Origin of the sequence: Aureimonas sp. Leaf324, from assembly GCF_001423245.1 — a bacterium.
Taxonomy (GTDB): Bacteria; Pseudomonadota; Alphaproteobacteria; order Rhizobiales; family Rhizobiaceae; genus Aureimonas.
Window position 1 is genome coordinate 80,712 of the sequence record NZ_LMOH01000023.1, and the last position, 16,453, is coordinate 97,164.

General features: G+C 69.1%; 16 protein-coding genes. 9 read left to right on the plus strand and 7 right to left on the minus strand.

The annotated features are described in order from the left end of the window. Nucleotides 1-23: 23 nt before the first annotated feature. Entirely contained in the window at nt 24-779 is a 756-nt protein-coding gene (locus tag ASF65_RS12620) for a gamma-glutamyl-gamma-aminobutyrate hydrolase family protein (RefSeq protein WP_055889740.1), read from the plus strand. Here the strand turns inward: ASF65_RS12620 and ASF65_RS12625 are convergent. The 4 genes from ASF65_RS12625 to ASF65_RS12640 form a co-directional block, all read right to left on the minus strand. After that, nucleotides 776-1,849 (minus strand): nickel/cobalt transporter, encoded by a 1,074-nt coding sequence (locus ASF65_RS12625; protein WP_055889743.1) that lies wholly within the window; start codon nt 1,847-1,849, stop codon nt 776-778. The genes ASF65_RS12620 and ASF65_RS12625 overlap by 4 nt on opposite strands. Continuing rightward, nucleotides 1,834-2,502 carry a DUF1007 family protein gene (locus tag ASF65_RS12630; protein ID WP_055889746.1) on the minus strand — a complete coding sequence of 223 codons (669 nt, stop codon included), beginning with the start codon at nt 2,500-2,502 and terminating at the stop codon, nt 1,834-1,836. The genes ASF65_RS12625 and ASF65_RS12630 overlap by 16 nt, the downstream gene beginning before the upstream one ends. Nucleotides 2,503-2,577: 75 nt before the next feature. Further along, nucleotides 2,578-3,084, minus strand: coding sequence for a L,D-transpeptidase (locus ASF65_RS12635; protein WP_055889750.1), 507 nt, complete (start codon nt 3,082-3,084; stop codon nt 2,578-2,580). Between the two features lie 42 nt (nt 3,085-3,126). Next, on the minus strand, nt 3,127-4,050 hold the full coding sequence (locus ASF65_RS12640) for a LysR family transcriptional regulator (protein WP_055889751.1): 924 nt from the start codon (nt 4,048-4,050) through the stop codon (nt 3,127-3,129). Nucleotides 4,051-4,576: 526 nt separating this feature from the next. Here ASF65_RS12640 and odc2 point away from each other — a divergent pair. The 3 genes from odc2 to ASF65_RS12655 all read left to right on the plus strand — a co-directional run bounded on the left by odc2 (nt 4,577) and on the right by ASF65_RS12655 (nt 8,970). Further along, the gene (gene odc2, locus ASF65_RS12645) at nt 4,577-5,710 is read left to right on the plus strand and encodes an ornithine/lysine decarboxylase (RefSeq protein WP_055889754.1); all 1,134 of its coding nucleotides are present in this window, start codon (nt 4,577-4,579) and stop codon (nt 5,708-5,710) included. 124 nt (nt 5,711-5,834) lie between these two features. Next, nucleotides 5,835-6,416: an N-acetyltransferase gene (locus tag ASF65_RS12650; protein WP_055889756.1), complete on the plus strand. Its 582-nt coding sequence runs from the start codon at nt 5,835-5,837 to the stop codon at nt 6,414-6,416. 157 nt (nt 6,417-6,573) lie between these two features. Further along, on the plus strand, nt 6,574-8,970 hold the full coding sequence (locus ASF65_RS12655) for a PAS domain S-box protein (RefSeq protein WP_055889758.1): 2,397 nt from the start codon (nt 6,574-6,576) through the stop codon (nt 8,968-8,970). Between the two features lie 6 nt (nt 8,971-8,976). Here ASF65_RS12655 and ASF65_RS12660 read toward each other — a convergent pair whose 3' ends face one another. From ASF65_RS12660 to ASF65_RS12670, 3 genes are read right to left on the minus strand one after another with little or no spacing between them, the layout of a single operon-like run. Beyond that, entirely contained in the window at nt 8,977-9,954 is a 978-nt protein-coding gene (locus ASF65_RS12660; protein ID WP_055889761.1) for a WD40 repeat domain-containing protein, read from the minus strand. Next, nucleotides 9,954-11,096: a GTP-binding protein gene (locus tag ASF65_RS12665; RefSeq protein WP_055889763.1), complete on the minus strand. Its 1,143-nt coding sequence runs from the start codon at nt 11,094-11,096 to the stop codon at nt 9,954-9,956. Before ASF65_RS12665 ends, ASF65_RS12660 begins: the two co-directional genes overlap by 1 nt. Before the next feature lie 41 nt (nt 11,097-11,137). Next, nucleotides 11,138-11,950, minus strand: a complete 813-nt coding sequence (locus tag ASF65_RS12670; RefSeq protein ID WP_055889765.1) for a creatininase family protein — start codon at nt 11,948-11,950, stop codon at nt 11,138-11,140. A gap of 120 nt (nt 11,951-12,070) precedes the next feature. Between ASF65_RS12670 and ASF65_RS12675 the strand changes: the two genes are divergently transcribed. The 5 genes from ASF65_RS12675 (at nt 12,071) to ASF65_RS12695 (ending at nt 16,450) form a co-directional block, all read left to right on the plus strand. Next, complete coding sequence (locus ASF65_RS12675) at nt 12,071-12,547, plus strand: MarR family transcriptional regulator (RefSeq protein WP_055889767.1); 477 nt, start codon at nt 12,071-12,073, stop codon at nt 12,545-12,547. An 80-nt stretch (nt 12,548-12,627) separates the two neighbouring features. Beyond that, entirely contained in the window at nt 12,628-13,662 is a 1,035-nt protein-coding gene (locus ASF65_RS12680) for a LacI family DNA-binding transcriptional regulator (RefSeq protein WP_055889770.1), read from the plus strand. Between the two features lie 18 nt (nt 13,663-13,680). After that, on the plus strand, nt 13,681-14,667 hold the full coding sequence (locus tag ASF65_RS12685; protein ID WP_055889773.1) for a 2-hydroxyacid dehydrogenase: 987 nt from the start codon (nt 13,681-13,683) through the stop codon (nt 14,665-14,667). A 96-nt stretch (nt 14,668-14,763) separates the two neighbouring features. Beyond that, nucleotides 14,764-15,849: an autotransporter outer membrane beta-barrel domain-containing protein gene (locus tag ASF65_RS12690; protein WP_055889777.1), complete on the plus strand. Its 1,086-nt coding sequence runs from the start codon at nt 14,764-14,766 to the stop codon at nt 15,847-15,849. 160 nt (nt 15,850-16,009) lie between these two features. Continuing rightward, nucleotides 16,010-16,450: a hypothetical protein gene (locus ASF65_RS12695; RefSeq protein WP_055889779.1), complete on the plus strand. Its 441-nt coding sequence runs from the start codon at nt 16,010-16,012 to the stop codon at nt 16,448-16,450. The last annotated feature ends 3 nt before the right edge of the window (nt 16,451-16,453 follow it).

The window sequence follows — 16,453 nt, forward strand, 5'->3', positions numbered from 1 at the left end:
CGAGTCGCAAGGGACCTCCCGCCGTGCCAGACAGCGCCACCCTGATCGCCGTGCCCGCCGATACCAGGCGCTTCGAGAACTACGAGTGGCATGCCGCGCCCTCGACCTATCTCGCCGCCATCATGGCGACGGCCGGCGGCGTTCCCGTCATCGTGCCGGCGCTCGCCGACGAGGCGGCGGTGGATGTCGTGCTCGACCGCGTCGACGGCGTTCTCGTCACCGGGTCGGCGTCGAACGTCCATCCGAGCCGCTACGGCGTCGAGCCGACGCCTGCACATGAGCCCTTCGATCCCGCTCGCGACCGCCTCACCGAGACGATGATCCGCCGCGCGATCGCCCGCGAGATCCCGCTCCTGGCGATCTGCCGCGGCCATCAGGAACTCAACGTCGCGCTGGGCGGATCGCTCGCGACGGAAATCCAGGAAACCGAAGGGCGGATGGATCATCGCGCGCCGACCCACCCGGAACAGGACGCGCGCTTCGCGCTGCGCCATCCGGTCGCGGTCGAGCCCGGCGGCCGTCTTGCCGCGATCGTGGGGACCGACACCGTCGAGGTCAACTCGCTCCACCGGCAGGCGATCGACCGTCTCGCCGACGGGCTGACGGTCGAGGCGCGCGCGCCGGACGGCACGGTCGAGGCCGTGTCGGTGACGGGTGCGGGCGGCTTCGCGCTCGGGCTGCAGTGGCACCCGGAATACTGGGCCGCGAGCGATCCCGCCTCGCGCGCGATCTTCCAGGCGTTCGGCGAGGCCGCCCGTCAGTACCGTCGGACGCGCTAGCCCGGCAGCGAGGCGACGAGCAGCCCGAGGCCGACGGCGACGAGGAGGCCGGCACCGCCGAGTTCCAGCACCGTGCGGAGGCTTCGCCCCCAGCCGCCCGTGCGGCCCGCAAGCAGCGCCAGCCCCTTGCCCGAGACGGCGAGCGCGGCGATCAGCGATACGGTGATCGCCGTGCCGAGCGCCATCGCAAGGACCGAAAGCCCACCGGCGCCGTAGAGCCCGTTCATCAGGGCGAAGGTCAGGACGACGATCGCGCCCGAACAAGGGCGCAGGCCGATCGCGACGACGGTGGCGAGCGCCGTGCGCCAGGAGAACGCCGGACCGTCGAGAAGCTTCGGGTCGAGGATATGCGGCCGTCCGCAGTCGCAGGCGTCGCCGGCCGGGTCGTCGCAGATATCGGCGCCGTAGCCGCCGGATGCGCGAAGCGCGAGGCCGGGAGAGGAACCGCCCGTGCCGGTGAAGGTGCCGCGGCCGGCGAAGGCGAGTGCGCCGGACGGCTGCGGGCTGACGACCCGCACTGCGCCCATTGCCCGCCGCAGAAGCGGCCAGCCTTTGCGCGCGAAGAGCCAGGCGCCGACGAGCGCGATCATCGCATACGAGCCAAGCTCGAGCCCGAAGGCGAGATCGGTCATCGACAGGCCGCTGCCGCGCAGCACGAACCAGCCGAGCGCGACCACGACGCAGGCCGACAGCGCCTGCACCAGCGCGGCGGCGAAGGACAGGACGACGCCGCGTCGCAGCGCCACCTCGTTGGCGAGCATGTAGGACGACAGCACCGCCTTGCCGTGCCCCGGTCCTGCCGCATGGAAGACGCCGTAGGCGAAGGACAGGCCCGCCAGCCAGAGGAAGCCCCCCTGCCCGTCTCGCAGCGCCACCAGCGCCTGTCGCAGATCGACGAAGAACTGCCGCTGGACGGCGAGGATCTCCAGGAAGACGCCGGCGAAGGGTCCGCTCGGTGCGGCGGTGACCTCGGCATTGCCGATGCCGAGCGAGGACTGGGCGTGGGCCGTCGCGGCGGCGACCAAAACCACCGCCAGCGCCAGCGACGTGCGCGTCAGCCGGCCTTGCATGAGACGTCCACGCGGGTCGCGAGAAGCTGGGAGAAGTTGACGCCGTCCTCCGGGATCGACTGGCCGGGTTTCAGCATCGACACCGAGTTCATCCAGTCGCTGGCGTCCTCGTCCGGATCGGGGCGCGTGTAGCTCTTGGTGCAGGTCTTGGGCAGGTCGAGAAGCTGGAAGGCGGTCTCGTTGGCGAAGTCGAATGCGACGAAATAGGATTCGTCGTAGACCGAGAAGGTGACCGGCTGCGCCTTCAGGTCGACAGCCTCCTCCGGCTTCATCTCGAAGAATAGAAGCAGCTGCCCCTTCTCGAACAGCCCGCGGATGCTTTCCGGCGGCTTCAGCTTGAGGTCGCGGTTGCCGATGCTGACGAAGGTGTAGAAGTCCCATTCGGCGATCGACTGGCGCACGGTCTCGGCGACGGCCTGCACCTCGTCGTCGTCCAGCGTGCCGTTGCCGTTCTTGTCGAAGTCGACGACGACGCTGGAGGAGAACAGCTCGTCGAAGCGCCAGATGTTGCGCACCGAGGAGAGCATCCCGTCGCTGGTTCCGACGATCTCCATGCGCGAGTCGGCGAAGACATGCGGATGGGCCGAGGCCGCGCCGCAGGTCGCGGCCAGGAGGGCGGCGCCCGTCCCGGCCAGGATGATTGGTCGACGCATGTTCGTCCCCGCTTCGATGCCCCGGCGGAGGGACGACGAATTCAAGGCGAAAGTGGGGAAGGCGCCGATGCCCCTTCAGCGCAGGACGACGACCTGCGCCCCGACATGCACACGCTCGAAGAGGTCCATCACGTCGTCGTTGCGCATGCGGAAGCAGCCGGCCGAGGCGGCTGATCCGATCGAGTTCGGCGAGTTGGTGCCGTGGATGCGATAGGTGCCCCAGCCGAGGTTCATGGCGCGCTTGCCAAGCGGGTTGCTCGGCCCCGGCCCCATCGAGGCCGGCAGGGTCGGCTTCTTCTCGCGCATCGAGGGCGTCGGCACCCAGGTCGGATCGAGGCGCTTCTTCGAGACCCAGCTCGTGCCGAACCACTGCTCGCTCGGCTTGCCGACGGCGATGTCGTATTGCAGTGCCGTATCCTCGCCGGTCACCAGGAAGAGCTGGCGCGCGCCGGTCATCACCACGATCGTGCCGGGTTCGTAGTCGCCAAGGAACACGGTCTCGCGCGCCTTCACGCCGGCATGGGCGGCCGAGCCGGCACCGAGGATGAGGACGGCGGCGAGGAGCTTGGTGATCGGGCGCATGCGGAACCTCGGCATTTCAATGGGATGCCGGGCCCCGGCGCCTCAGGCGGCGGCGCTCATGTCCCGGCCCGGATTATTCTTGCGGAACCAGGTTGCCAAGAAGTCAACGAAGACGCGCGTTCTCGCCGGAAGGTGGCGGCGATGCGGGAACACGGCATAGATGCCGGCGTCTTTCGGAACGTACTCGTCGAGAACGCTGACGAGGCGGCCGACCTCGATCTCGGGCCGCGCCACGAACTCCGGCAACATCGCGATGCCGAGCCCGGCGAGCGTCGCCGCGCGCACCGTATAGGGAGAATTGGCCGAGAAGCGCCCCGACACGCTGATCGGGATCGGGTCACCCGTCGCGGGATCGCGGAAGGTCCAGTTGTAGAGGATCTTGGCGTTGGAATCGATCACGGCCGGCATGCGCGAGATCTGGCTCGGATGGGTCGGCGTGCCGTGCTGGGCGAGGAATTCGGGCGTCGCGCAGATGGTGAAGTCGAGCGAGCCGAGCCGGCGCGCGATCATCGCCGAATCGGTCAGGCGCGTCATACGGATCGCGACGTCGAAGTTCTCCTCCAGAAGATTGACGAAGCTGTCGTTGAGATGAAGGTCGAGCGAGATGTCGGGATGGGCCGCCGAGAACTCGACGAGGCTGAGGCCGAGCTCGGCGTCGCCGAAGGTACGCGCGGCGGTGACGCGCAGGGTGCCCTTGGCCTCGCCGGTCGCCTCGCGCGCCTCGTCGTTCAGGGTTTCGAGGTCGGCGAGGATCGCCGAGGCGCGCGACACGTAGACCTCGCCGGCCGCCGTCAGCGCCACCTGCCGCGTCGTGCGGTTGATCAGGAGAACGCCGAGCTCGTCCTCCAGCTCGCGCACGTATTTCGACAGGAGTGCCTTGGAGCGACCGGTCTTGCGCGCGGCGGCCGAGAAGCCTTCGTTCTCGACGACGGCCAGGAAGGCGCGCATTCGGGTCAGGGTGTCCATCGGCATATCTCTCGTGTGCGAAGCTGACCGGTGTTGCCGTCTGACGACATCATGGCGCCGAGTCCAGTCCGATTCCAAAATGCGCGGTCAGGGTCGTTTTTTCTGTTGCGTATGACAACTGCCGTTTCTATATCCCGCCTTGCCCAATGTCGCACGTGCCTGTGGGCGTCCCCCGGACCTTCGAATGCGAAGATCACCGGGTCGGTCACTGGAGTTCGTCTCCAGGTCGGTTTCGCTGCTGGCGAAATCGTGGACGCCTTGAAGCAACGACGGTGAGGGCCTTTCTGGTCTCTCCTGGTCTCCATAGCCAGGAATACTGCAGAGGCACACCATCCTTGCCTGAAGTGCGGCGAGCGTAGCTCTCCAATCCACGGCAGACTTTACCGGATCCTTTGGCGGCTTACCCCGTCGTCGGGTCTGCATATGTCGCGTTTCGCGTTCGCTTCACGTGCGGGGTCTCCACCGGCTGCATGTGGGAACGAATGTGTGCGCTCCTCGTCAACCTCATGGTTAACCGGAGCTTCCGATGGCTACGCAGCGCATTCTCGACTTCATCGCCACCCGCCGCCCCGCCGGCCCCTGCCTCGTCGTCGACCTCGACATCGTCGAGGACAATTTCCGCGCGTTCCGCAAGGCGCTGCCGGACAGCTCCATCTTCTATGCCGTGAAGGCCAATCCCGCGCCGGAGATCCTGCGTCTCCTGGCGTCGCTCGGCTCGTCCTTCGATTGCGCCTCGGTCGCCGAGATCGAGATGGCGCTCGACGCCGGTGCCACGCCGAACCGCATCTCCTTCGGCAACACCATCAAGAAGGAGCGCGACGTCGCGGCCGCCCATGCGCTCGGCGTCTCGCTCTTTGCGGTCGATTGCGTCGAAGAGGTCGAGAAGGTCGCCCGCGCGGCGCCCGGCGCGCGCGTCTTCTGCCGCGTCCTCACCGACGGCGAAGGTGCCGAGTGGCCGCTGTCGCGCAAGTTCGGCTGCGTCCCGGCGATGGCGATCGACGTCCTGACCCATGCCCGCGACCTCGGCCTCGTCGCGACCGGCGTCTCGTTCCACGTCGGCTCGCAGCAGTGCGATACCGAAGCCTGGGACAAGGCGCTGGCCGACGCGGCGATGGTGTTCGGCCAGCTAGCCGAACGGGGCATCGTGCTGACGCTCGTCAACATGGGCGGCGGCTTCCCGACGCGCTACCTCAAGGACGTGCCGTCGGCGCAGGCCTACGGCCGCTCGATCTTCGCCGCGCTCCGACGTCACTTCGGCAACCAGATCCCGGAGACGATCATCGAGCCGGGCCGCGGCATGGTCGGCGACGCGGGCGTCATCAAGGCCGAGGTCGTGCTGGTCTCGAAGAAGTCTGTCGAGGACAAGAACCGCTGGGTCTACCTCGACATCGGCAAGTTCGGCGGCCTCGCCGAGACGATGGACGAGGCGATCCGCTACCCGATCGTGACGGCGCGCGACGACGACCGCATGGAGCCCTGCGTCATTGCCGGGCCCACCTGCGACTCGGCCGACGTGCTCTATGAGAAGACCCCCTACCCGCTGCCGATCTCGCTGACGGTGGGTGACGAGGTCCTGATCGAGGGCACCGGCGCGTACACGACGACCTACTCGGCCGTCGCGTTCAACGGGTTCGAGCCGCTTCGCTCCTACGTCATCTGACGGGCCGCCCGCCCGCCTCCTTCTGAACATCCCTGCCGGCGCGCGAGCGCCGGAAGGCTTCGTCGCCGGCGCCCGGACGGGCGTCGCGCTTTCGCTCGTCCCCTGCCCCGGAGGATGAACGCCGATGTTCGCGCGCTCTCAAATCTTCGCCGACCTGCCCTTCCTGCAGCCCGCTTTCTCCCTGCGCGCCGAGACCGCCGCCGACGAGACCGCGCGCGAGGCGCTTCTCGATGCCGCCATGGGCGCGAACCGCCGCCGCAAGTCGTCGGAGGCGATCCGTCGCGACCGCCTGCCCGCCGAAGGCCTGTCGCTGGTCGCTGAATCGGACGATGGCGAACTGCTCGGCACCGTGCGTCTGTGGAACGTCTCGGCCGGGTCGCGCAACGGCGCGGACGTGGCCGCGCTGCTTCTCGGACCGCTGGCGGTGTCCGCCCGCTGCGAAGGTCTCGGCATCGGCTCCGCGCTGATGCGTCGTGCGATCGCCGAAAGCCGCTGGCGTGGGCACGGCGCGATCGTGCTCGTCGGCGACGCCCCCTTCTACGAGCGCTTCGGCTTTGCGGCCGACCGGGCGGCCGAACTCGCCATGCCCGGCCCCTTCGAGCGCCACCGCCTGCTCGGGCTGGAGCTGCGCGACGGGGCGCTGTCGGGCGCTCGCGGTGCGATCGTGCCGACCGGCCGCCTCGTTTCGTGCGCGGCGGCTGCCTGACAAGCCGGGAGTCGTAAGGCTCCCGGTTCTTGTTCCCTGACCAACCTTTGGCTTTGCCCCCGACGCGCGAACATGCTTCACGTGATGCGGGGGACCACACCGCCGCCGAGCCGACGCGCCCGGCGGCCTTCCACGATGGCATGGCTTGGAACTGGTAATGACGGGGGATGCAGCGAGCCGACTGGCCGCTGCCCAAGACAGAATTGCGGAACTGACGCGCGAGAACGAGCGCCTCCGGTCCTGCGGAGCGCTCGCTGACAGCGCGGACCGTAAAACACCCTTATCCATAGCCGTCTACGAAACGCTGCTCGGCGGGGTTTCCGACTCCGCCCTGATCGCCACGGACACGGCCGGGCGGATCGTCGCCTGGAATGCGGCGGCGACCATGATCTTCGGCTGGACGGGGGAAGAGGTCGCCGGCCAGTCTGCCAACCATATCTTCCTGCCGCAGGACCAGGCGAGCGATGCGCTCGCACGGGAGATGGCGACGGCCATCCGCGACGGTCGCGCCAAGGACGACCGCTGGCTGCAGCGCGCCGACGGCACGAAGTTCTTCGCGCGCGGCGAACTGGTGCCGATGCGCGGTGCCGACGGTGTGCCGACCGGTTTCCTGAAGATCCTGCGCGACCGGACCGAGGAGGAGCGCTCGCGCCTCGAACTTGCGGCCAGTCGCGAGCGGCTCCAGTTCGCGCTCGACGCCTCCGCCCTGATCGGCACCTGGGACTGGATGATCCCCGAGGACATCATCTACGCCGACGCCCGCTTCGCCTCGCTCTACGGGGTGGACGAGGCAGCGGCGGCATCGGGCCTGCCCCTTTCGGCCTATCTTCACGGCATCCATGCCGACGATCGGACGCGCGTCGGAGAGCTGATCCGCGACACCGTGGCCACGGGCGGCGTGTTCGAGTCCGAATACCGGACGGTCCGACGAGACGGCGCAGTCCGCTGGGTCCACGCGCGCGGTCGCTGTTTCCTCAGCGACGCCGGCCGCCCCGTCCGCTTCCCCGGCGCCGTCGTCGACATCACCCACGACAAGATGCGCGAGCGCCGCCAGGACGCGCTGCTTCGGCTCGGCGACGAGGGCGGGTTCGGCGAGGCGATCGACTACACGCTGAAGGCGCTCCAGCTTCTGGGTGAAACCCTGGAGATCACGCGCGTCGGCTACGCCACGGTGGACCCCACCGAGACCTTTGCCACGATCGTCGGCGAATGGACGCTCCCAGGCGTCGTTCCGCTGGCCGGCCGCAAGCGGATCGCCGACTTCGGCAGCCGGCTCGTCGACGCGCTTCGACAGGGCATGACGGTGGTCGAGGACGTCAGCCTCGATCCGATCACGGCCGATGGAGCCGCCTCCTGGGAGGCGATCGGCTCGCTGTCGATGATCAACCTCACGGTGCGCGAAGGCGACCGGCTGCAGGTCATCCTGTATCTCCACCACTCTGCACCGCGTCGGTGGACCGGCGACGAGATCGGCTTCATCCGCGAGGTGCTGAACCGGGCCTGGACCTTCGCGCGCCGCCGGCAGGCCGAACGCTCGCTGATCGAAACCGAGGCACGTCTCCGGCTGGCGCACGAAGCGGCCGAGATGGGCACCTTCGACTACGATCTCGAGACCGGAACGATGGTCTGCGACGCCCGCTGCCGGATCGTGTTCGGGATCGGGCCCGACGAGCCGGTGAGCTATTCCGGCACGTTCCGTCCCCGCATCCATCCGGACGACCGGGACCGGGTGGAGGCGACCGTCCGGCAGACGATGACCTCGGACGGCGATCCGAGATTCGACTGTCTCCTGCGCACGATCGGTCACGACCACGGGGCCACGCGGATCGTTCATGCGAGCGGCCGCTGCGTTCACGAGGACGGCAAGGCCGTGCGCATCGTCTGCGCGGTGCGCGACGTCACCGAGGCCAAGGAAGCCGAGGAACGCCAGACGCTCCTGACGCGCGAACTGCAACACCGCGTGAAGAACACGCTCGCCATGGTCAACGCGCTCGCCAACCAGACGCTGCGACGTGCTTCGAGCGCGCAGGAAGGGCTGACGGCCTTTTCCGCCCGCCTGCTCGCACTCAGCCACGCGCACGACATCCTGACCCAGACGAGCTGGACCAGCGCGCCGATCGAGGCGATCGTCTCGCAGGCGCTGGCGACGCATGGCGGCGAGGACGAGCGCATTTCCTGGGACGGACCGGACATCCGGTTGACCGCACGCCAGAGCCTCGCCCTCGCGCTGGCCCTCCACGAACTCGCGACCAACGCGGCGAAATACGGCGCGCTCTCCAACGACACGGGGCGGGTTCGCATCGCGTGGCGCGTCGGCCCGGGCGAAGGCTGCCGGAGCCTGAGGCTGGAATGGCGGGAGGTCGACGGGCCGCCTGTGACGGCGCCCGATCGCAAGGGGTTCGGCTCCCGCCTGATCGAGCAGTCGCTGGCGGCCGAGTTCGCCGGCGAGGTCACGATGACCTACCATCCGACGGGCCTCGTCTGCCTGATCGAGGCCGATCTCCAGATCGACCTCGACGACAGCGTGCTTCCCTCGACGCTCAGCGACGCCTGAGCGGCGTCAGCCGGCGATGTCGATCACGCCGGCCTCGCCGTTCTCGGTCCCGAAGGCGAGAAAGCGTCCCTTCGCGTCCCAGGCGAGCGTGCGGGCGGCGCCCGAGCCGCCCCGGCGCAGAAGCGCCTCCTTGGCGTCGGAGAATCGCACCGCGAGGATCATGCCGTCGGCGTAGCCGATCGCGACGACGTCGTCGGACGGATGGCAGGCGACGGCGACCACCGTGGTGTCGCCGCGCGTGCCGAGCTCGAGCGGTGCCTTGCCCATCGGCCCGTCCTTGCCGGTGAACGGCCAGAGGATCGCGGCCGGTGCGCCCGAGGTCGCGAGGAACTTGCCCTTGGCCGACCAGGACAGGCTCTTCACCTTGCCGGGATAGCCGGTCATGCGCATGTGCTTGCCGTCGTCGAGGCGCCAGCCGTGCAGGGCGTTTTCCTGCATGATGGTGACGAGGAAGCGCCCGTCCGGCGAGAAGGTGACGCCGGTATGGGCGCCCTTCCAGTCGAGTTCCTGCGCCTTGGCGTCGGTGCCGGCGAAGAACAGCGACGCGCCGTCGTAACGCGCCGTCGCGAGCCGCAGACCCTTGGGCGCGAAGGCCACGTCCTCGACCGTGCGCGCGTGCGCGAACTCGCGCACGTCGCCCTTGGTGCCCTTCACGTAGGCCGTTCGCCCGACCGCATAACCCACCACGCCGCCCGGGCCGCCGGCCACCGATGAGATCCACTTGCGGCCCGCCGAGGCGATCTCGGCGGACCGGCGATCGGGCGTCGTCTCGACGACGCGCCCGTCCTCGCCGCCCGACAGGAGCCGCGGCGCGAACGGGTCGAGGCGGGCGGCCAGGAGCCCGCCCTTGTGCGCCTCGATTGCGGTCTCGCCGCCGGCGGGAAAGCGGATCGTGCCGTCCGACAGGGCGAAGACCGGCTCGTCCTTCAGGAAGGCGGCCGCCTCGACGTGGCCGTCGAACGCGTAAGGGGCAATCTGCGGCATCAGGCGGGCGTGGCCTCGCGGGTCTTGGCCGCGCAGGAGCGGAACTCCTCCTCCAGCCGCCGGGCGTCGAGCTCGCGGCCGATGAAGACAAGGCGGCTCTCGCGTGCCTCGCCCTCGCGCCACGGACGCTGGTGGTCGCCCTCGATGATCATGTGGACGCCCTGGATGACGTAACGGTCCGGGTCGCCCTTGAAGGCGATGATGCCCTTGAGGCGAAGGATGTTCGGCCCTTCGGTCTGCGTCAGGTTCTGGATCCAGGGGAAAAAGCGGTTCTGGTCGAGCTCGCCGCCGCGGAGCGAAATCGACGTCACCGTCACGTCGTGGATCGGTGCGACCTCGCCGTGGTGATGATGCCCGTGATCGTGCCCGTGGTGGTCGTGCCCGTGATGGTCATGGTCATGGGCGTGATGATCGTGACCATGATGATCGTGGTCGCAATCCGGGCCGCAGACGTGGTCGTCGTGGGCGTGCGCGGCTTCCTCGAGGAAGTGCGGGTCCTGGTCGAGCACGCGGCTGAGGTCGAAGGCGCCCTGCCCGAGCACCCGGTCGAGCCGGATCGCGGAGCGCTCGGTGCGATGGATCACGGCCGACGGATTGATCGCGCGCACCGTCGCCTCGACGCGGGCGAGTTCCTCGGCCGACACGAGGTCGGTCTTGTTGAGAAGCACGACGTCGGCGAAGGCGATCTGGTCTTCCGCCTCGCGAGAGTCCTTCAGGCGCAGGCCGATATGCTTGGCGTCCACCAGCGCCACCACGGCGTCGAGGCGCGTCTTCGAGCGCACGTCGTCATCCATGAAGAAGGTCTGCGCGACGGGCACCGGGTCGGCAAGGCCCGTCGTCTCGACGATGATCGCGTCGAAGCGGCCGGTGCGCTTCGTCAGGTTCTCGACGACGCGCACGAGATCGCCGCGCACGGTGCAGCAGATGCAGCCGTTGTTCATCTCGTAGATCTCTTCGTCGGTCTCGACGATGAGGTCGTTGTCGATGCCGATCTCGCCAAACTCGTTGACGATCACGGCGTAGCGCTTGCCGTGGTCCTCGGTGAGGATACGGTTCAGGAGCGTCGTCTTGCCGGAGCCGAGATAGCCGGTGAGAACGGTGACGGGAATCTGGCCCTCGGTCGGGCGGGACGTGTCGGACATCGGGATGCCTCCTTGTCTGGAGCGCCCGATATAGGCCCGTCCTATCCGTTTTGCACGGGGGCTGGCGGCCAATCCACGGCGGCGATGTCGGCCAGGAACTCGACGAAGCGCGCGGACTGGTGGTCGAGGATCGCCTGGCCCATCGCGGCGGTCCCGAGCGTCGCGTTCCCAACCGTGCCGACGGGATTGAGGTCTTCCGCCGCCCAGGCGAAGCCGAGGCGGCCGTGGGCGCGAAGGTGCCGGCGCTCTGCCAGGAGGCGGGTCTGCAGCGAGGGCTGGTCGGCGATGTCGGCGGTGCGAACGAGATCGGGGCGAATCGCCAGCATCAGTGCGGTCTCCACCGCCCCGCCGTGAATGCCGATCGCGATCTCCTCGTCGGCGAGAAGCCCCGTCGGCAGGCCGAAGCGGTTCCACGAGGCGCTGGCGACGAGGAGCCCTCGTCGCTGCCGGAGGTCGAGGGCTGCCGCCTCCACAGCCTGCGTGTTGCCGCCGTGCGAGGAAACGATGGCAAGGCGCCGGAAGCCCGCGTTCGCCACACCCTCGCCGAGGCGGACGATGGTCTCGGTCGCCGTGCGCCATCCGAGCGACAGGGTGCCGGGAAAGGCAAGGTGCTCGTCCGAGGCGCCGACCCGCAGCACCGGCAGGAACACGGCCTCGAGATCGCCCGGCAGCGTCCCAATGGCTTTCGCGACCATCGCGTCGGCGATGATCGAATCGGTGCCGAGCGGCAGGTGTGCCCCGTGCTGCTCGACGGCGGCCACCGGCAGGACAGCGACCGCCCGCCCGAGCCGATCCCTCGCCGCGCGAAGCTCAGCGCTCGTCAGCTCTTCGAATCGGTGCGCCAGCGGTGTCATTATGGCCTCTCTCGGGGGTGAGAGGCTTGTAGAGCCCGGAGGGAAACGACGAAAGGGCGCGGCGTGGACAAGTCGGGGTCGCCCGGTCATCCTTCGCATCGACAATTTCGACGGTGAGGCATGGGCGAGCGCAAGAAGAACAGGCAGGCGGTGGTGAGCGTCCAGTTGACGCTGACGGCGCGCGCCGTGCGCAACGCGCTGTCTCACTCTTTGAGCGAGCGCGGGCTCTACCCCGGTCAGGACGCGGTGCTGATCGCGATCGCCGAGGAGAAGGACGGCATTTCCTTGCGCGACCTGGCCGACCGGCTTCAGGTGCGCCCGCCGACCGTGACCAAGACGATGACGCGCCTGTCCGCGCAAGGGATCGTCGAGCGCCGACCCTCGCGGCTCGATGCGCGGCAGAGCTTCGTCCACCTCACCGACAAGGGGCTGGGGCTCGTCGCCGAGGTGAAGGCGGCTCGCGCGGCGGTCGAGAAGCGCGCGCTGAAGGGCGTGAAGGCGAAGGACGCACGGCGCCTGCGCAAGATGCTGAAGCGCATCGAGCGCAATTTCACCGCGGACGGCGCCGCCAATCCTCTGGAAGAGGCCGAGGATTGACCGCCTCCGGTTGCGTCGGACAAGGCCAGTCCTTACACCCGAACGATTGGTGTTCTCGCGTGGGAATGGAACGGGACTAGGTGGCGCAGAAGGTCAAACTGTCGACGATCGCGGAGCGGCTCGGCCTGTCCACGGCGACCGTCTCGCTCGCGCTGCGCGACAGTCCGCTCGTCGCCGAGGTCACACGCGAGCGCATCAAGGAAGAGGCCCGCACCTCCGGCTACATCTACAACCGCCGCGCCGCGAGCCTGCGCACGTCGAAGTCCGGGATCGTCGGCGTCTGCGTCCACGACATCATGAACCCGTTCTACGGTGAAATCCTGAAGGCGGTGGAGGACGAACTCGACCGCCAGCGCCAGACCTTCGTTCTGTGCAACCACTACGACGACCTGTCGAAGCAGCGCTCGTTCCTCGACACGATGCTGCAGCTCGGCGCCGACGGGCTGATCATGTCGCCCGCCATCGGGACGCCCGCTTCCGACATCCGCCTTGCCGAGGACAACGACCTGCCGGTCGCGCTCATCGCGCGAACCGTCGAGGGGTCGGGCGTCGCCTCGTTCCGCGGCGACGACGCCTACGGCATGTCGCTCGTCGTGCGTCACCTGATCGAGGAAGGCCACCGCAGCATCGCGCTCGTCGGCGGCACGGACCAAACCTCGACGGGCCGCGACCGCGCGCAAGGCTACCGCGACGCGCTGGAAGAGGCCGGCATCGCGTACCGGCCGGACTGGTGGATCAAGGGGCCCCGTTCGCGCCACCAGGGCTTCGACGCGGCCGCCGAATTTCTCGCCCTGCCGGGCTCGCCGCGCGCCGTGGTCTGCTTCTCCGACCTCGTGGCGCTCGGGCTGATGTACGGCCTGTCGCGCGCCGGGGTGCGGCCGGGCATCGACATCGCCGTCTGCGGCTACGACGACATCGACGAGGCGGCGATCGCCATGCCGCCGCTGACCACGGTCGCCAACGGCCAAGCCGAGGTCGGCCACCGCGCGGCCGGCGCACTGCTCGCGCGCCTCAACGGCGCGCCGGCCGAGGAGCGCCTCGAACTCATCCGTCCGGAGTTGCGCGTGCGCCGATCCAGCCTCGTGCGCTCCGACTCCCCTCTTCCCATCGTCTGACAAAAAGCGAGCGCCCGCGTGCCCCAGCCCAACGACGCCACCGTCCTCGTGTTCGGCCCCTTCAACGCCGACGGCGTCGCCGAACTGGAGCGCCGCTTCACCGTTCGCAAACTCGAGAAGCGCGACCTCGCCGAACTGCCCGAGGCCGAGCGCGGCGCGATCCGGGCGGTGGCGGTCGCCGGGCATATCCCGAACGAGGCGATCGACGGCCTGCCCAACCTCGAGATCATCGGCCATTTCGGGGTCGGCTACGATGGCGTCGACGCCGCCTATGCGGCTTCGAAGGGCATCGCCGTCACCAACACGCCCGATGTCCTGACGGAGGAGGTGGCCGACACGACGCTCGGTCTCCTCCTGATGACGGTGCGCGAGCTCGGACAGGCCGAAGCCCATGCGCGTGCCGGCCACTGGGAGGCCAAGGGCCCCTATCCGCTGACGCGCTTCAGCCTGCGCGGCAAGACGGTCGGCATCATGGGCCTCGGTCGCATCGGGCTTGCCATCGCCCGGCGCCTCGAAGCCTTCGGCCTCTCGGTCGCCTACCATAACCGCTCGAAGCGGAGCGATGTCTCCTACGCCTATCACGACACGCTCACGGGTCTGGCCAAGGCCGTCGACATCCTGATCGTCGCCGCACCCGGCGGCGCCTCGACCGACAAGGCCGTCAATGCCGAGGTCCTGTGCGCGCTCGGGCCCGACGGCATCTTCATCAACATCGGACGCGGCTCTACCGTCGACGAACCGGCGCTGATCGCCGCACTGAAGGACGGCACGATCGCGCGTGCCGGGCTCGATGTCTTCGCCGACGAGCCGCGCATCCCGGCCGAGCTTCTGGCCCTTCCCAACGCGGTCGTCCTGCCGCACGTCGCCTCGGCCTCGCGTGACACCCGGCGCGCCATGGGCGATCTCGTGGCCGACAACCTATCCGCCTGGTTTGCAGGCGAGCCGCTGCCGACGCCGGTTCCCGAGAGCGTCGAGGCCGGACTGACGCGCGCCAAGACTTCGTGATCGCAAGGGAGGCTTATCTCCCTTTCGCATGATCCAGCCCCGGACTATGCTGCACTGCGATCATTCGCATCAGCATCATCTTGGGGGATACGGTTCATGCCCGTTCTCCGGCCACGAAAGCGTCGCGGGCTTACGCTCGCAGCGCTCGCCGCCCTTTTTCTTGTCGCCGTGCCCGAGACTCGGGCCGCGACGCTCGAAGACAGCCTTCGCAGCGCCAGCGACCTCGCGCTTGCCGCAGCCGCACGCCTCAACGCGCGGGTGGAAGCCGTGCGCGATCCCGGCATCACGGCCATGTCGGGACTCGATCTCGATTTTCGCATCGACCGGACCCAGGTCGACCGGACGCTCGACCCGTTTCTCGATGCTCCGCAGCCCGACCTGCCGACGCTGTTCTGGGACAACGACTTCGACGGACGTCCCACGCCGTCCAGCGAACTCGAGGTCAGCCGGCGGCTGACCAGCGACGGCAGCGGCGACGTCTGGGGCAGCGGCGTCGTCGAGTTCGGTCGCGAAGCGGACGGCATGATCGCGGCGCGCCGCTCGCGGGCCGACATCGCGACGGGCCTCGACGTGTCGCTCTCCGTCCGCGCGACGGCCGGCGCGGCGCTCGGCCTCAACCGCGCCTCCATCGACGGCGCCGGCAGTCTCGACCTTCCGACGCTATCGACCTACGGCACCTTCGCGCCGACGCCGGACAGCTATCTCGACCTGACGGCGGGCGCCGGGCCGCTCCGGACCTCGGCGACCGGCGCCGGCCAACCGATCGCATCGGGCGAGGCGGGGTTCGCGACCGCGACCTACGGCTCGCGCTTCGCGGTGGGTCCGCTGACCCTGTCGCCCTACGCCCGCATGGAGAGCGCGGTCGTGCGGGCCCTGCCGAGGGACGGCGCCTGGTCGGGTGCGCTCCTGGCGAGCCGCACCTCGGCCGTCACGGGGGTCAAGACCAGCCGCGTCATCCGCCGCCAAGGCGCGACGATCGCGCCGGCCCTTCGGCTGGAGATGCGTCAGGACATCGCCCGCGCGCGACCGCTCGGTCGCCGCGTCAGCCAGGAGCTGACGATCGCGCCCGAGATCGAGGCCGAACTCGCGCCGCACTGGACCGCGCGCCTCGAACACCGCTCCCGTTTCGGCGGCGACGGCGACACGCGCTCGCTGCAGATCCGGCTGGAGACGACGTTCTGAGGCCCTGGCGGTCGTTAACCTTCGGGTAAGGCTAACGATGCGATACTCGCCCTCTGTCAGCCTGCCCCTCCGCCCATTCGGAAGCCTTCGTTTTCCGGGAGCCGCAGGCCGTTCAAGGGTTCGGTGCCGCTCGGCAACGCGGCGCATTCGGAGATTGGTCATGAGATTTGCAGCCGTGGCGCTTGGCGTCGGCTTCGTCGGTACGATCCTCGCCAACCTTCCCGCTCGCTCGGATGCGAACGCCGAGAGCCTGGTGTCGCTGATGCGCCCCTCCACCGAGATCACCGGATCGATCGCACCGGCCGGCCCGCAGCCGGCGGCGGCCGTGCGCCTCATCGACCTGCGCAACGGGGCGACCTGCAAGATCGCCGGCCCGGCCGACGCCGCTGCCGGCTTCCGCCGCGCCCCGATCGGCCCGGACTGCGCCGCCTCGCCCGAACTGGCCCGTGTCGCCTACTGGAAGACTACCGGCGACGGCTCACTGATCATGGCGGACGGCGGCGGCGAGACCGTGCTGGAATTCATTCCCGGCGACGGCGTGCTCTACGAGTCGATCTACCCGTCCAACGCGCTGATCACGATCGTTCCCGCCCGCAGCTGACGG

Coding starts and splice junctions, on each gene's coding strand:
- ASF65_RS12695 (WP_055889779.1), top strand. CDS start 16,010: ATGAGATTTGCAGCCGTGGCGCTTGGCGTCGGCTTCGTCGGTACGATC.
- ASF65_RS12635 (WP_055889750.1), bottom strand. CDS start 3,084: ATGCGCCCGATCACCAAGCTCCTCGCCGCCGTCCTCATCCTCGGTGCC.
- ASF65_RS12625 (WP_055889743.1), bottom strand. CDS start 1,849: ATGCAAGGCCGGCTGACGCGCACGTCGCTGGCGCTGGCGGTGGTTTTG.
- ASF65_RS12670 (WP_055889765.1), bottom strand. CDS start 11,950: ATGACACCGCTGGCGCACCGATTCGAAGAGCTGACGAGCGCTGAGCTT.
- ASF65_RS12660 (WP_055889761.1), bottom strand. CDS start 9,954: ATGCCGCAGATTGCCCCTTACGCGTTCGACGGCCACGTCGAGGCGGCC.
- ASF65_RS12650 (WP_055889756.1), top strand. CDS start 5,835: ATGTTCGCGCGCTCTCAAATCTTCGCCGACCTGCCCTTCCTGCAGCCC.
- ASF65_RS12655 (WP_055889758.1), top strand. CDS start 6,574: ATGACGGGGGATGCAGCGAGCCGACTGGCCGCTGCCCAAGACAGAATT.
- ASF65_RS12640 (WP_055889751.1), bottom strand. CDS start 4,050: ATGGACACCCTGACCCGAATGCGCGCCTTCCTGGCCGTCGTCGAGAAC.
- ASF65_RS12690 (WP_055889777.1), top strand. CDS start 14,764: ATGCCCGTTCTCCGGCCACGAAAGCGTCGCGGGCTTACGCTCGCAGCG.
- ASF65_RS12630 (WP_055889746.1), bottom strand. CDS start 2,502: ATGCGTCGACCAATCATCCTGGCCGGGACGGGCGCCGCCCTCCTGGCC.
- ASF65_RS12665 (WP_055889763.1), bottom strand. CDS start 11,096: ATGTCCGACACGTCCCGCCCGACCGAGGGCCAGATTCCCGTCACCGTT.
- ASF65_RS12675 (WP_055889767.1), top strand. CDS start 12,071: ATGGGCGAGCGCAAGAAGAACAGGCAGGCGGTGGTGAGCGTCCAGTTG.
- odc2 (WP_055889754.1), top strand. CDS start 4,577: ATGGCTACGCAGCGCATTCTCGACTTCATCGCCACCCGCCGCCCCGCC.